Annotated in this window: 15 protein-coding genes and 1 pseudogene; 9 read left to right on the top strand and 7 right to left on the bottom strand. The window is 62.3% G+C overall.

What is annotated here, in order from left to right; genetic code table 11:
• The first annotated feature begins 62 nt into the window (after nt 1-62).
• From MUU54_RS01795 to MUU54_RS01785, 3 genes are all read left to right on the top strand, one after another.
• Nucleotides 63-290, top strand: a complete 228-nt coding sequence (locus tag MUU54_RS01795; RefSeq protein WP_010026583.1) for a F0F1 ATP synthase subunit C — start codon at nt 63-65, stop codon at nt 288-290.
• An 82-nt stretch (nt 291-372) separates the two neighbouring features.
• Nucleotides 373-999: a F0F1 ATP synthase subunit B gene (locus MUU54_RS01790; RefSeq protein ID WP_247242410.1), complete on the top strand. Its 627-nt coding sequence runs from the start codon at nt 373-375 to the stop codon at nt 997-999.
• A gap of 3 nt (nt 1,000-1,002) precedes the next feature.
• Nucleotides 1,003-1,488 carry a F0F1 ATP synthase subunit B gene (locus MUU54_RS01785; protein ID WP_247242294.1) on the top strand — a complete coding sequence of 162 codons (486 nt, stop codon included), beginning with the start codon at nt 1,003-1,005 and terminating at the stop codon, nt 1,486-1,488.
• A 70-nt stretch (nt 1,489-1,558) separates the two neighbouring features.
• On the opposite strand, the pseudogene MUU54_RS01780 reads toward MUU54_RS01785, so the two are convergent.
• From MUU54_RS01780 to MUU54_RS01770, 3 genes and pseudogenes are all read right to left on the bottom strand, one after another.
• Nucleotides 1,559-1,660, bottom strand: a pseudogene (locus MUU54_RS01780) (IS3 family transposase); the annotation flags it as partial.
• A 401-nt stretch (nt 1,661-2,061) separates the two neighbouring features.
• Complete coding sequence (rnhB, locus tag MUU54_RS01775; protein ID WP_247242292.1) at nt 2,062-2,727, bottom strand: ribonuclease HII; 666 nt, start codon at nt 2,725-2,727, stop codon at nt 2,062-2,064.
• Nucleotides 2,728-2,895: 168 nt separating this feature from the next.
• Entirely contained in the window at nt 2,896-4,053 is a 1,158-nt protein-coding gene (locus MUU54_RS01770) for a PA0069 family radical SAM protein (RefSeq protein WP_247242291.1), read from the bottom strand.
• A 133-nt stretch (nt 4,054-4,186) separates the two neighbouring features.
• On the opposite strand from MUU54_RS01770, the gene MUU54_RS01765 reads away from it, so the two are divergent.
• Nucleotides 4,187-4,720 (top strand): glycosyltransferase family protein, encoded by a 534-nt coding sequence (locus MUU54_RS01765; protein WP_247242290.1) that lies wholly within the window; start codon nt 4,187-4,189, stop codon nt 4,718-4,720.
• On the opposite strand, the gene moaB is transcribed toward MUU54_RS01765, so the two are convergent.
• The 4 genes from moaB to MUU54_RS01745 all read right to left on the bottom strand — a co-directional run bounded on the left by moaB (nt 4,717) and on the right by MUU54_RS01745 (nt 9,146).
• On the bottom strand, nt 4,717-5,265 hold the full coding sequence (moaB, locus tag MUU54_RS01760) for a molybdenum cofactor biosynthesis protein B (protein WP_247242289.1): 549 nt from the start codon (nt 5,263-5,265) through the stop codon (nt 4,717-4,719). The two genes, MUU54_RS01765 and moaB, sit on opposite strands and share 4 nt — an antisense overlap.
• Complete coding sequence (locus tag MUU54_RS01755) at nt 5,262-6,173, bottom strand: 4-(cytidine 5'-diphospho)-2-C-methyl-D-erythritol kinase (protein ID WP_247242288.1); 912 nt, start codon at nt 6,171-6,173, stop codon at nt 5,262-5,264. The genes moaB and MUU54_RS01755 overlap by 4 nt, the downstream gene beginning before the upstream one ends.
• A gap of 5 nt (nt 6,174-6,178) precedes the next feature.
• Nucleotides 6,179-8,008 carry a tetratricopeptide repeat protein gene (locus MUU54_RS01750; RefSeq protein WP_247242287.1) on the bottom strand — a complete coding sequence of 610 codons (1,830 nt, stop codon included), beginning with the start codon at nt 8,006-8,008 and terminating at the stop codon, nt 6,179-6,181.
• Between the two features lie 121 nt (nt 8,009-8,129).
• Nucleotides 8,130-9,146 carry a polyprenyl synthetase family protein gene (locus MUU54_RS01745; RefSeq protein ID WP_247242286.1) on the bottom strand — a complete coding sequence of 339 codons (1,017 nt, stop codon included), beginning with the start codon at nt 9,144-9,146 and terminating at the stop codon, nt 8,130-8,132.
• A 100-nt stretch (nt 9,147-9,246) separates the two neighbouring features.
• On the opposite strand from MUU54_RS01745, the gene MUU54_RS01740 reads away from it, so the two are divergent.
• The 5 genes from MUU54_RS01740 to MUU54_RS01720 all read left to right on the top strand — a co-directional run bounded on the left by MUU54_RS01740 (nt 9,247) and on the right by MUU54_RS01720 (nt 12,463).
• On the top strand, nt 9,247-9,477 hold the full coding sequence (locus MUU54_RS01740; protein ID WP_247242285.1) for a putative signal transducing protein: 231 nt from the start codon (nt 9,247-9,249) through the stop codon (nt 9,475-9,477).
• Nucleotides 9,474-10,253, top strand: a complete 780-nt coding sequence (locus MUU54_RS01735; RefSeq protein WP_247242283.1) for a tRNA1(Val) (adenine(37)-N6)-methyltransferase — start codon at nt 9,474-9,476, stop codon at nt 10,251-10,253. Before MUU54_RS01740 ends, MUU54_RS01735 begins: the two co-directional genes overlap by 4 nt.
• A gap of 77 nt (nt 10,254-10,330) precedes the next feature.
• Nucleotides 10,331-11,197 (top strand): S49 family peptidase, encoded by an 867-nt coding sequence (locus MUU54_RS01730; RefSeq protein ID WP_247242281.1) that lies wholly within the window; start codon nt 10,331-10,333, stop codon nt 11,195-11,197.
• A 28-nt stretch (nt 11,198-11,225) separates the two neighbouring features.
• Complete coding sequence (locus MUU54_RS01725; protein ID WP_247242280.1) at nt 11,226-11,417, top strand: hypothetical protein; 192 nt, start codon at nt 11,226-11,228, stop codon at nt 11,415-11,417.
• Between the two features lie 89 nt (nt 11,418-11,506).
• Nucleotides 11,507-12,463: a glycine--tRNA ligase subunit alpha gene (locus MUU54_RS01720; protein WP_247242279.1), complete on the top strand. Its 957-nt coding sequence runs from the start codon at nt 11,507-11,509 to the stop codon at nt 12,461-12,463.
• Nucleotides 12,464-12,508 lie beyond the last annotated feature (45 nt).

Here is a 12,508-nt window from a genome sequence, read left to right as displayed (position 1 = left end):
ACCACATTGGCGTCCTGAGGCGTCAGTCATCAGCCGCAACAACCCATTCAAGGAGTTCTTACATGGAAGCGGAAGCAGCAAAGTTCATCGGTGCAGGTCTGGCTTGCTTTGGTATGGCCGGTACGGCTCTCGGCCTCGGCAACATCTTCGGCAACTACCTGTCGGGCGCCCTGCGCAACCCGTCTGCCGCTGACAGCCAGTTCGGCCGTCTGGTATTCGGCTTCGCCGTTACGGAAGCTCTGGGCATCTTCTCGCTGCTCGTTGCTCTCCTTCTCCTGTTCGCCGTCTGATCACGGCTTCGGGCTACGGATCACGGTCGCCTGAACGGCGTACCGTGATCCTTCGCATTTAGTACCCCACCTGGAGGTGATGATGTTCGTGACTTCGGCATTTGCGCAGACCGCGCCGGAAGCCACTGAGACGCATGAAGCGCCGGGCGCCGCGCCTGCGGGCGTCGTGCACACGGAAACCGGTGTTGCCCATGAGGGCGCCCATGCCACCGGGCCTTTCCCGCCCTTCGATGCTTCGACGTATCCGTCGCAGCTGTTGTGGCTGGTCATCACCTTTGGTCTTTTCTATCTGCTGATGCAGAAGGTTCTCGTTCCCCGCGTCGGCGGCATCCTCGAGCAGCGTCATGACCGCATCGCTCAGGATCTCGACGAAGCGTCCCGGCTCAAGGCGGAAGCCGATGCGGCCGTCGAAACCTACGAGAAGGAACTCGCCGAGGCCCGCTCCAAAGCAAACGTGATCGGTGAAACGGCTCGTGAGGCTGCCAAGTCCAAGGCAGCCACGGATCGAGCGGCTATCGAGACTGAGTTGGCTCAGAAACTGGCGACTGCCGAAGCGCGCATCGGCGAGATCAAGTCGCAGGCGTTCGCCCAGGTCGGCACGATCGCCGAGGAGACTGCCGCTGCCATCGTCGATCAGCTGATCGGTGCCAAGGCAAGCGCAGACGACATCAAGGCGGCAATCGCCGCGTCATCTCCGAAGGAGGCCTGATCCATGGCGCTCGATGCAACATTCTTCGCCCTCGTTGGCCTCATCCTGTTCTTTGTCTTGCTTGTTTACCTCAAGGTGCCGGGCATGATCAGCAAGTCGCTGGACGAGCGCGCCGACAACATCCGCAATGAGCTTGCGGAAGCCAAGCGCCTGCGCGAGGAGGCTCAGCAGCTGCTGGCCGAGTATCAGCGCAAGCGCAAGGAAGCCGAAGCCGAAGCCGCCGAGATCGTTGCCGCCGCTGAGCGGGAAGCAGCCATGCTGACGGAAGAGGCAAAGCAGAAGACGGAAGAATTCGTTGCCCGCCGCAACGCCCTTTCGGAGCAGAAGATCAAGCAGGCGGAAGCCGACGCAGTTGCGGCCGTTCGCTCCGCTGCCGTCGACCTCGCCATTGCCGCGGCCGGGAAGGTCATCGCCAGGAAAGCCGACGCCGGGACACAGGAAGCCCTGTTCAAAGACTCTCTCGGCAAGGTGCAATCGCGCCTGAACTGAGAGCCGGCAAGGCAGAGCTAATTGCGAGAAGCCCGCCCCGTTTTGAACTAACTCCCGAGAGTTGGACGGTCTAAAGGCTGGTCAAATTGAAGGGCTGAGTCCTGTACTGTACAGGGCTCAGCCCTTTGAGTTTCATTTTGATGCGGTGATCGTTGTATTAGTGGATGTAGTCAGTGATCGCCGTTTGCAGAGCTTGAACGCTGGCAAATTTTTTCGGGTGGAATAACCCCAATTTGAGATGGCAAAGAAGCTCTCCGTTCCATCCTTCCACATCCGACGCAGAACCGATACCTTGAGGCTCGCGTCATAGTGGCTGACTTTCTTCTCCGATCCAGCCAAACCATGGGCCGCATAGTTCGCTACCCATTTGCGCGCCGTCGAACGATCGATGCCGTTCGCGCAGCCACCTGCCAGCTACCACGCTCGCTGTTTTGATGAAATCCCACGACACAACATTTGAACGCGCGTTGTATTTGGACATGCAAACCCCCCCGGGGGTTGATGTCCAACTTTCGGGGGTCAGTTCACGATGCACCGGGGGCTTTTTCATTGCTGCATTCTCTGCTGGATGCGCTATTCAGCCGACTCATTCTTCCGCAGCGGGCGAAAGCTCATGCGGTGGAGGATGCAGGGACCATGCGCCTCGATACCCGCTCGATGCTGCGGGGTGGCGTAGCCGGCATGGCTGTTGAAGCCGTAAAGCGGAAAGACGGAATGAGCGCGCGTCATCATGCGGTCGCGGGTTACCTTGGCGATGATGGAGGCAGCGGCGATCGAGACGGACCGGGAATCGCCCTTGATGACCGCCTTGCCGGGGCAGCAGAGACCCTGTGGCACGTCGCGTCCGTCGGCCAGAACATAGGCGGGGCTGATGGCAAGTCCGGCGACGGCACGGCGCATCGCGTCTAGGCTCGCCCTCAGGATATTGCGATCGTCGATGTGCCGGGGACCGGATGCGGCGATGGAGACATCGGCAGTCGCCATGATCACCTCGAACAGGCTCTCGCGCTGAGCGGCGCTCAATTGCTTGGAATCGTGGAGGCCCTCCGGAATGTTCTCCGGGTCGAGAATGACGGCGGCGGCCACGACAGGTCCCGCGAGCGGTCCCCGACCAGCCTCATCCGTACCGGCAACTGGCCAATGGCCTGCTTTGCGCGCCACGCGTTCAAGGCTGAAGTCCGGAACAAGCGGGACCTCCTCGAAGAGGAGCGGAGAATCGGGGGACGTGCGAGACAACATGGCGGCAGACTCGCACGCCCACCCGATCTCCTGCAAGCCCGGCTCAGTGTGATGCGGCACACTGTCCCGCCACGGGAGGCGGGGCCGGGTCATTTCCGGCGGCGGACGGAGGCGGCGTCCGCGCCGAAATCCGCCGCGGCGATCATCGCCCCGGCAAATCGTGATCGACTAGAGCAGCGACAACTGGATGCCGCCGCCGTCCGGCCGCACGAACAGGTCGTCGCGGAGTGGCAGCCCGCGCCGGCCCATGCCGAGCCGTTTCGTCGCCATCTCGAAGCGCCGGCCGATCTGCCAGGCATAGGGGCCGGAGCCCTTCATGCGCTTGGTGAAGTCGGCGTCGTAGTCCTTGCCGCCGCGCATGGAGCGCACCAGGGACATGACGTGCCTGTAGCGGTCCGGATAATTGCGCAGCAGCCAGTCACGAAAGATCGGACTTACCTCAAGTGGCAGCCGAAGCAGCACGTAGCTTGCCTCTCTGGCTCCTGCTGCGTGCCCGGCCTCAAGGATCCGTTCAATCTCGTGGTCATTGAGCGCGGGGATCACCGGCGCTGCCATGACAGCTGTCGGGATGCCAGCCTCTGTGAGCGCCTTGATCGCCTCAAGACGCTTCGTCGGCGTCGATGCCCGTGGCTCCATCGTCCGCGCCAGCTTGCGGTCCAGCGTGGTGACCGAGATCCCGACCTTGGCAAGTCCTTTGGACGCCATGTCGGCCAGGATATCGATGTCGCGGGTGATCAGCGCCGACTTGGTCACAATCGCGACCGGATGGTTCGCCTTCTGCAAAACTTCCAGGATTTGCCGCATGATGCGCCACTCGCGCTCAATCGGCTGATAGGGGTCGGTGTTTGTGCCGATCGCGATCGCTCGCACCTTGTAGTCTGGTCGACTAAGCTCGCGCTGCAGCAGCTTCGGCACGTCCGGCTTGGCAAACAGCTTTGCCTCGAAGTCCAGTCCCGGGGAAAGGCCCATGAAGCTGTGGGTCGGGCGCGCAAAGCAGTAGATGCAGCCGTGCTCGCAGCCGCGATAGGGATTGATCGACCGGTCGAACGAGATATCCGGCGACTCGTTGCGGGTAATCGCGGTCCGCGGCTTCTCGACCTGCACTTCGGTCGAAAAAGGCGCCAATTCCTCAAGTGTCTGCCAGCCGTCGTCGAAGTTCTCGCGCCGCTCCTCCTCAAAACGTCCGCTAGGGTTCAATCCTGCACCACGGCCGCGTCGGCGATCCACCTCGATCCGCAGGCCTGACGAATTCACCAGCGCATCGGCAATATCAGCCGTATGAGCAGGCGCGAAAGCAGCCTGCCGCAAATGGGTCAGCTCGTTCATGTGAGGCTCCGAGAGAGGGTTCGTCCCTCTCGACTACGCAGATACAGATAGGGCAGGGAAGAGAACAATGCAAGAACAAACTGCATGGTGTGCCCCTGTGGAAATTGCGCCTGCGATAGGATAGATGTTGGGAATGCTGACGGTTCTCATGGAAACCCGCGATGACGAGGCCGAGCTGGCACAGACTCTGTCTGTACTGGTTTCAGCGGCTGTGGAAGGTCTCATCGCAGACGTTGTGATTCTCGATCATGGCTCGAAGGACGGGTCTGCACGGGTTGCGGATGCAGCAGGCTGCCGCTTCCACACGGATTGGGAGCTCCAGGATGTGCTGCGGACGGTGCGCGGAGAGTGGCTCCTGCTCCTCGAGGCGGGCGCACGCCTGCAGCAGGGTTGGGTCGACGAAGTCCTGGAATATCTTGCAACAGCGACAGAGCCCGCCCGCTTCTCTCTAGTCCGGCGGTACCGTCGGCCCCTGCTGCGGCGAATCTTGTCGGGCGCTCCGCCGCTGGAACATGGCTTGCTATTGCAGAAGCGGCAGGCCTTGGCTTCGGTTCAGCCGGGCATGAACCTGCATGCCCTCGTCAGCCGGCTGAAGCTGGCCACCCTGCGCAGCGAACTGGTGCCGGCCCGGGCAGCGAAGGCTGCCGTCTCTATTCCGGCACGCTAGCTGCCGCTGCGGCGCAGATGCTCGTCGAGGCGCGGCATGATCTCGATGAAGTTGCAGGGCATGTGCCGGTAGTCGAGCTGGGCGGCGAGGATGCCATCCCAGGCATCCTTGCAGGCGCCGGGAGAGCCGGGAAGCACGAAGATGAAGGTGGCGTTTGCGACCCCGCCCGTCGCCCGCGACTGGATCGTTGAGGTGCCGATCTTGTCGTAGGAAATGCGATGGAAGACCTCGGAGAAGCCGTCCATCCGCTTCTCGAACAGCGGCTCCAGGGCCTCGGGGGTAACATCGCGGCCGGTAAAGCCGGTGCCGCCCGTGGTTATCACTACGTCGATCTTGGGATCCTCTGTCCAGTCCCTCACCTGCGCGGCGATCTGGTCCTTGTCGTCTGCTACGATGGCGCGCGCCGCCAATCTGTGCCCTGCCTCCGTCAGCCTGCTCACCAGGGTGTCACCTGACTTGTCGGTGTCAAGGGATCGCGTGTCGGACACGGTTAGCACTGCGATGCCGACGGGAATGAACGGGCGGCTTTCGTCGATGCGGCTCATGCTGGCGCTCCGGAAATTGTTGTCGTCGGCTGGAAGTACCAGTTCGGCCGCAGCGCTCTCAGGCGCTCTGCAGCCTCGTCTGCAGCCCCTCTGGACGAAAAGATGCCGAAGCAGGTGGCGCCGGAACCGGACATGCGGGTCAGTAGGGCCCCTTCACCAGCGATGAGTTCAGAGAGATCCCCGATCTCTGGAACCAGCGCACTGGCTGGCGCTTGAAGGTCGTTGCGCAGGTGAGGCAACAGGCTAATCCAGCCGTCGCCGCTTATGTTGCCGATCGGCGGGTTTTGCTTGCAGGCAAGCCTCGCGAAGATCTCCGGCGTCGAGACGCTGCGGAGCGGATTGCCCAACACCAGGTGCAGGCTGGGCAGGTCGGGGAGCGGCAGGAGATCCTCGCCGATGCCGCGCGCGAGCGATGGTATTCCGGCAAAACACATAGGCACGTCCGCACCCAGTGCAAGCGCCAATGCCGCCATCTCGCGGTCCGTGATCTTGTCGTCCCAAAGCTGGGCTAGCCCCTTCAATACCGCCGCGGCATCCGCAGATCCGCCGCCGATCCCGGAAGCCACCGGCAGGTTTTTTTCAAGATGGATCGCGACCGGTGGCGCATCCTGCCCGTGTTCTTGCAGCCAGCTGCGCAACATCTCCCGTGCACGCACGACGAGATTGCCCGCGTCGGCGCGAAGCGATGCAGAAAACGGCCCGGAGAGGCCGAAACTGTCCTCCGCTGATGGAGAGAGCGCCAAACGATCGCCGATATCGGCGAAGGTTACGACGCTCTCCAGTAGATGATATCCGTCCGGACGTTGCCCCACTACGTGCAGCGCAAGGTTGATCTTCGCTGGCGCCAGCTCGACCACGGCCGCCCTCGAGAATTCGTCCGCCTCGTGCGTCGCAGCCCGAGTGAGCATAGTCCTCAGGATTTCTTGTCGGCCGGTGCGGGCGCCGGGGCAGGTGCGGCAGGCGCAGAAGGGCTCTTGTCCGCGGTGGTCGCCGTCGGATCGAGCGGAGGCAGGCCTTCAGCGATCTTTTCCTTGATGTGCTCGCGGTTGACGTCCTCGCCTTCGGAGATCAGCGCCCGGTTCCACTGGTAGACGGCCTCGAGCTTGCGCCCGACACGCCAGTAGGCGTCGCCCAGGTGATCGTTGATGGTCGCATCGCCAGCGCGCAGCTGAACGGCCCGCTCCAGTTCCGCCACCGCTTCCTCGAAGCGGCCGAGGCGGTAATAGGCCCAGCCCAGCGAGTCGACGACATAGCCATCATCCGGGCGCAGCTCCACCGCGCGACGGATCATGTCGAGCCCCTCGTCTAGGTTGCGGTTCATGTCCACCCAGGAGTAGCCCAAGTAGTTCAGCACCTGCGGCTGTTCCGGATTAAGCTCCAGCGCCTTGCGGAAGTTCGGCTCGGCCTGCTCCCACTTCTTCAGGCGCTCGTAGGCGATGCCGCGCTGGAAGAAGATTGTCCAGTCGCCGGGGTCGGCAACCGGACCGATAGCCTCGACTGCCTTGTCGTAATTGGCGGCCATTGCCTCGTAGTCCTTGGCATCGGAAAGCACGCTGCCATAGGCAAGGTAGCTGCGAAGGTCAGACGGGTCCGATTCAATGAGCGCCTTCAGGTGTTCCCGTGCATCGTTCACCTTGTCAGTGCCAGCAAGTGCCAGACCGAGCTGCAGCTCCGAAATACGCCGCATTGGCGAATCCTCCGGAACCTGCTGGTAGTAAGAAATTGCCCGCTCCGGCTGCTCCAGCTTTTCGGCAATGCCACCGAGCAGGATTAGCGTGTCGGCGCTGTCGGGATCGAGAGCATGCGAAACCTGCAGGTAGAGGGAGACCATGTCCTCCGCCCCTTGGCGGTTCAAGGCCGCACCGACGGAGAATAGCACTGCCGACGCACCCTCGGCAGCGCTGGTTATCTGCTGCTCCGGCTTCTCGCCGGCCTCGATGCTCTCGCGAAGGGCCTTGAGCGGCGCGTAATTGCTGATCATCCCGTCGCCAACGGAGATCGCATCGAGCGCCTTCTGTTTGTTGCCTGCCGCCGCTTCGAGCCGGGCCAGTGCCATCACAGCACGCATGAAGGTGTCGGGCGCCGTGGCCACGGCCTCTTCATTGGTGATGGCCGCCGTCAGGTGCTTGCGGGCCGCACTGGTGTCTCCCATCTGGATCGCCATCGCGCCCATGTGGTAGTCGGTAAAGACCTTGAACCAGTCAGGACCTTTCATCTTCGAGACGGTCTCGAGGGCGCGCTTGCCCTTGCCGGCACCGACATCCGCCCAGGCGCCGATCAGCGTCTGAGTCAGCCGGTCGAGATCGTTGGGCCCCTTGTAGGCCACCATTTCCTTCGCATCGGCAAACCGCCCGTCACGGATCGCGTCGAGACCGCGAACGATGGTGGTAATGCGCTCTACCGCATCGTCTTCCTTGAGCGCTTCTGCCTCCGCCAGGCCTTCCTCGAACTGACCGTCCAGCAGCAGCGCGATCATCAGGCGCTCGCGGATCTCCAGGTTTGATGGATCGAATTCCAGCGCCTTTCGATAGAGCGGGATCGCCGTGTCGTAATCGTGATCGACATCCGCCGTGCGGGCGGCCAGGAAAGCGCCGGCGAAGGAGCCGACCTTCGCAGGCTCGAATGTCACATTCTCTTCCGCGGGCTTCGCTTCCGGCGTGGCGGCATTCGGGGCTCCTGCGAAGAAGAGGGCCATCACCAGCGCTGCACTGGAGAGCAGGAAGAGTTTGGAGGTATGCCGCATGAAGGTGCCTTTCGTTAACGTGACGCGGCGGCTTTCGCCATGACGTCTCGCACCGATTGATTCACCGACAGCATGGCTTTTTTGGCGCAGCACCGCAAGAAAACTTGGAGCTCACGATGGCCTAGTTCACGCGCTGGATGGAGAAGTCGATCACTTCCAGCAGCGCCGCCTTGTGAGGCGAGGCCGGCAGCGGAGCGAGCGCATCGCGCGCGATGGTGCCGTAATGGATGGCACGGCCGATCGTGTCGTTCAGCGCGTCGTGCTTGCGGATCAGCTCCAGGGCGCGCACGAGGTTCTCCTCCGAGCTTTCGCCGTTTTCGATAGCGCGACGCCAAAACGCTTGTTCGTCAGCGGTTCCACGCCTGAAGGCAAGAATCACTGGAAGCGTAATTTTGCCTTCGCGGAAATCGTCGCCGACATTCTTGCCGAGGTCCGCGGCGGTGCCGCCATAATCCAGCGCGTCGTCGACCATCTGGAAAGCGTAGCCGAGATTCATCCCGAAGGAGCGAAGTGCGGCGCGGTTCGCCTTGTCGGCCTCGGCAATGATCGGGCCAACTTCGGCGGCGGCGGCAAACAGAGCGGCCGTCTTGGCGCGGATGACCGAAAGATAGTCGTCCTCCGTCGTCTCCATGTTCTTCGCGACGGAAAGCTGCAGCACCTCGCCCTCGGCAATCACCGAGGCGGCCGTTGAAAGAACATCCAGCGCATCGAGCGAGCCGACATCCACCATCATGCGGAAGGCCTGGCCGAGCAGGAAGTCGCCGACGAGAACGCTCGCTTGGTTGCCCCAGATCGTCCGGGCCGTCGACTTGCCGCGGCGCAAGTCGCTTTCGTCCACCACGTCGTCGTGCAACAGCGTCGCCGTGTGCATGAACTCTACGCTGGTCGCCAGCTTCACGTGGCCTGCACCCTCATAGCCGAACATCGATGCCGCAGCGAGCGTGAGCATCGGGCGCAAGCGCTTGCCACCGGAAGAGATCAGGTGGTTGGCAACCTCCGGGATCATCTGGACGTCGGAGCCTGCCTTGGACAGGATCAGCTGGTTGACCCGTTCCATATCTGCCTTCGTCAGATCCACGAGAGGCTTGACGGAAGCCGGCTTCTTCTTGCCCTCTTCAAGCGGTACGACGACGCCCAACGATCCGATCTCCTGTTCAAAAGCCGCGACGGGCTATAGAAATCGCCCTATAGCGTCCCTGACGCGAATTGCCAAACATTGAAATGTGAAATTGGATCCAATGCAGGAACTCATCCGGACGAATGATGCGGTGCTTCTCTCCTTTGCTGAGAGCCTCATCCGTGACGCAGGCATACACTGCATGATTGCCGATCAGACCATGAGCATCCTCGAAGGCTCCTTGGGCTTGCTGCCGCGCCGCTTCCTCGTCGAGGAAGACCGGGCAGACGAAGCGCGCCGGATCTTGACCGACGCCGGCCTGGCGGGGGAGCTTCGGGAGCGGCCCGCATGAGCGAGACCATCGACGCGTTCCACAGAGGCCGCTTCCATGTAGTACAGCCGAAGGGAGCCGGGCATCGATCCGGCGTAGATGCCATGCTGCTCGCATCGCTCGTGGATGCTGCGGGTCCTGTGAGTGTCGCCGACCTCGGTTCGGGTGCCGGAGCGGTCGGCCTTGCCGTTGCGTCGCGGCTTCCGCAGGCGCGCGTTCTGCTGGTCGAGCGGTCGCCCCTGATGGCCGAGTATGCGCGCAAGACCCTTTCGCTGCCCGAGAACGAGGCTGTCGCGTCGCGCGTGGTGGTACTCGAAGCGGATGTCACGCTGACCGGCAAGGCGAGGTTCGTCGCCGGCCTGGAGGACGAGGTTCACGATCATGTCATCATGAACCCGCCCTTCAACGATCCGACCGACCGCCTGACCCCCGATGCGCTGAAGGCGGAAGCTCATGCCATGCGTGAAGGCCTGTTCGAGAGCTGGATCAGGACGGCGGGCGCGATCATGAAACCTGGAGGACAGCTCTCTCTCATCGCAAGGCCGCAGTCGGTGGCCGAGATCATCGCCGCCTGCGGCAAGCGGTTCGGCGGACTGGAAATCACCGCCGTTCATCCCCGGCCCAAGGAGGACGCAACGCGACTGCTGGTCACGGCGATCAAGGGATCGCGCGCACGGCTTCTTTTTCGGGCACCGCTGTTCCTCCATGGGGACGAGGGACATAGCTTCACCAGGACGGCAGACGATCTCAATAACGGTCGCTTGGGCTACTCGCGCCGCCACCCCGCCCGTCGCTGAAAAACCAAACAGTCCCATTGCGTTTGCGGTCGCTGACCATACATCTGTCTTCACCAACCCGTGGAGAAGGATCTGAAATGGCTGGATTATTGTCGCGTGTGATGCCGAAGCGATTCCGTAAGGAGGGAACAGCCATTCCGGTCGTCAGGCTTCAAGGCGTCATCATGACCGGCGGCAGCCAGTTCCGGCCAAGCCTCAACCTCGCCAATGTTGCGCCGATGCTGGAAAAGGCTTTCGCCAAGAAGGATGCGCCGGCCGTTGCTATCTCCATCAATTCGCCGGGCGGCTCGCCGGTCCAGTCTCGGCTGATCTACCAGCGCATTCGCGCCTTGGCCGAGGAGAAGAACAAGAAGGTCCTGATGTTCGTCGAGGATGTCGCGGCATCTGGAGGCTACATGATCGCTCTTGCAGGTGACGAGATCTTCGCCGACCCGACCTCGATCGTCGGTTCGATAGGCGTAGTCTCCGGCGGTTTCGGTTTCCCGGAGCTGCTGCGCAAGATCGGCGTGGAGCGTCGTGTTTACACGGCAGGCGAGAACAAGGTGATCCTCGACCCGTTCCAGCCCGAGAAGGAAGGTGACGTCGAATATCTGAAGACGCTACAGCTGGAGATCCACAAGGTCTTCATCGACATGGTGAAGGCGCGCCGCGGCAGCCGGCTGGCTGATGATGCGACGATCTTCTCGGGATTGTTCTGGACCGGCGTCCGCGGGCTCGACCTCGGCCTGGTCGATGGCATCGGTGAAATGCGCGAAACGCTTAAGTGCCGCTACGGTGACAAGACGCGTCTCGAACTAGTCGCAGGGGCCCGCAATATGTTCGGTCGCCGCCTTCCGGGCGTCGTCAGCGGACAGGGTGGTGCCGGCGCAATCGGTGCCGGTGCCGCATCCGGTCTTGCGGAAGCGCTGGAGGAAAAGGCAATGTGGAGCCGTTACGGCCTTTGAGGGCCGATTTGGGGGGGAAGCGACGGAGATGGTGCAGCTCATTTTCTTCATCCTGATCGTTGGTGGCGGCTGGCTGCTCTACCAACGGTTCGTTCGGGATGCCGAGAAGCTGACGGCGCGCTCTCGCGAGCGGGGAAAGGAGCGGGAGACGGGCGCCTCAGGCACGCTGGTCAAGGATCCGGAGACGGGCGAGTACCGCGTGAAACGTAATGACGATTGAGCGCGACACCGGCAGATCCATAAAACCTTGACCCTTGCGGCTCTGCATGGCACTCGTCCGCATCTAATCAAAGATGCCGGCGAAAAGCGATGACCGACCTTCCCGACCACATGTCCCCGACACGCTCCTTCCAGGGGCTGATCCTGGCTCTGCACAACTACTGGGCGGACAAGGGCTGCGCCGTACTGCAGCCTTACGACATGGAAGTCGGCGCCGGCACGTTCCATCCGGCCACGACCCTTCGTGCGCTCGGTCCGAAGCCGTGGAAGGCTGCCTATGTGCAGCCGTCCCGTCGCCCGTCTGACGGCCGCTACGGGGAAAACCCGAACCGCCTGCAGCACTACTACCAGTACCAGGTCATCCTGAAGCCTAACCCGTCCAATCTGCAGGAGCTCTATCTTGGTTCCCTGAAGGCAATCGGGCTCGATCCTCTGCTGCACGATGTCCGCTTCGTCGAGGACGACTGGGAAAGCCCGACGCTCGGCGCCTGGGGCCTCGGCTGGGAATGCTGGTGCGACGGCATGGAAGTTTCGCAGTTCACCTATTTCCAACAGGTCTGCGGCATCGAATGCTCGCCTGTTGCCGGCGAACTCACCTACGGCCTCGAGCGCCTCGCCATGTACGTCCAAGGCGTCGACAACGTCTATGAGCTGAACTTCAACGGTCGCGAAGGCGAAGAGAAGATTTCCTACGGCGACGTCTTTCTGCAGGCCGAGCAGGAATATTCCCGCCATAACTTCGAGTTCGCCGATACCGCAATGCTGCACCGACACTTCATCGACGCGGAGAAGGAGTGCCAGGCTCTGCTGGCAGCCGGCGCCCCTGGTGCCAGTGCAAACCAGATGCTGCACAAATGCGTCTTCCCGGCCTACGACCAGTGCATCAAGGCATCGCACGTCTTCAACCTGCTCGATGCCCGCGGCGTGATTTCGGTCACGGAGCGGCAGAGCTACATCCTGCGCGTGCGCACCCTCGCCAAGGCTTGCGGGGAAGCCTTCCTGCTGACGGATGCCGGCGGCATCAATTTCGGCAGCGAAGCGGCCTGAAGAACGGCAGTTTGACGGGTTTCTAAAAGCTTTCTAGTGTCCGGC

The organism is Pseudorhizobium tarimense (assembly GCF_022968135.1).
GTDB lineage: Bacteria > Pseudomonadota > Alphaproteobacteria > Rhizobiales > Rhizobiaceae > Neorhizobium > Neorhizobium tarimense.
This window is presented reverse-complemented; position numbering and strand designations above follow the sequence as displayed.

Bases quoted from the DNA above. Each gene is read 5' to 3' on its own strand.
- MUU54_RS01795 (WP_010026583.1), top strand. From the start codon at position 63: ATGGAAGCGGAAGCAGCAAAGTTCATCGGTGCAGGTCTGGCTTGCTTT.
- MUU54_RS01790 (WP_247242410.1), top strand. From the start codon at position 373: ATGTTCGTGACTTCGGCATTTGCGCAGACCGCGCCGGAAGCCACTGAG.
- MUU54_RS01785 (WP_247242294.1), top strand. From the start codon at position 1,003: ATGGCGCTCGATGCAACATTCTTCGCCCTCGTTGGCCTCATCCTGTTC.
- rnhB (WP_247242292.1), bottom strand. From the start codon at position 2,727: ATGTTGTCTCGCACGTCCCCCGATTCTCCGCTCCTCTTCGAGGAGGTC.
- MUU54_RS01770 (WP_247242291.1), bottom strand. From the start codon at position 4,053: ATGAACGAGCTGACCCATTTGCGGCAGGCTGCTTTCGCGCCTGCTCAT.
- MUU54_RS01765 (WP_247242290.1), top strand. From the start codon at position 4,187: ATGCTGACGGTTCTCATGGAAACCCGCGATGACGAGGCCGAGCTGGCA.
- moaB (WP_247242289.1), bottom strand. From the start codon at position 5,265: ATGAGCCGCATCGACGAAAGCCGCCCGTTCATTCCCGTCGGCATCGCA.
- MUU54_RS01755 (WP_247242288.1), bottom strand. From the start codon at position 6,173: ATGCTCACTCGGGCTGCGACGCACGAGGCGGACGAATTCTCGAGGGCG.
- MUU54_RS01750 (WP_247242287.1), bottom strand. From the start codon at position 8,008: ATGCGGCATACCTCCAAACTCTTCCTGCTCTCCAGTGCAGCGCTGGTG.
- MUU54_RS01740 (WP_247242285.1), top strand. From the start codon at position 9,247: ATGCAGGAACTCATCCGGACGAATGATGCGGTGCTTCTCTCCTTTGCT.
- MUU54_RS01735 (WP_247242283.1), top strand. From the start codon at position 9,474: ATGAGCGAGACCATCGACGCGTTCCACAGAGGCCGCTTCCATGTAGTA.
- MUU54_RS01730 (WP_247242281.1), top strand. From the start codon at position 10,331: ATGGCTGGATTATTGTCGCGTGTGATGCCGAAGCGATTCCGTAAGGAG.
- MUU54_RS01725 (WP_247242280.1), top strand. From the start codon at position 11,226: ATGGTGCAGCTCATTTTCTTCATCCTGATCGTTGGTGGCGGCTGGCTG.
- MUU54_RS01720 (WP_247242279.1), top strand. From the start codon at position 11,507: ATGACCGACCTTCCCGACCACATGTCCCCGACACGCTCCTTCCAGGGG.